This window comes from Pedobacter sp. 01N416, from assembly GCF_056399685.1.
This window is the reverse complement of sequence record NZ_JBFTRT010001107.1, coordinates 1-450: the sequence shown is the minus strand read 5'-3', so window position 1 is coordinate 450 and position 450 is coordinate 1. Positions and strand designations below refer to the sequence as shown.

The 450-nt window shown below is 33.3% G+C and carries 1 protein-coding gene; it reads left to right on the top strand.

Annotated features, from left to right (window positions below):
* The coding region (locus AC1DND_RS29455; protein ID WP_477586583.1) for a DegT/DnrJ/EryC1/StrS family aminotransferase at positions 1-314 on the top strand (314 nt) is incomplete at its 5' end.
* Positions 315-450: the final 136 nt, after the last annotated feature.

Sequence of the window (450 nt, the reverse complement as noted above, 5' to 3'; positions counted from 1 at the left end):
AGCGTGGGGTGCAATTGCCTTATATCCCTGATTATGCAACTAACAACGCTCATATGTTTTATCTAGTTTGCAATTCTTTAGAGGAGCGGTCAAGACTTATTTCAGCACTGAAAGAGAAAGGAATCTTGTCGGTGTTTCATTATTTATCGTTGCATAAATCTCCGTTTTATAGTAGTCGGTATAAAAGCCCTGAATTGGCAAATTCAGATAGATATACTGATTGTTTACTTCGACTACCTCTTTTTTATGAATTGACTAATGACGATGTAGACTTAATTTCAGATACGATAATTGAGTTTTATAGACATATTTAAAGCAAATGCTAACCAAAATTAAAGATTTTTTTAGTAAGGGGCATGAAAGAAGCATAAAAGCTAAAAAGAATATTTTGGCAATGCTAGTAATTAAAGGTATAAGTATTTTAGTGGGGCTTGTACTTGTGCCTCTTAC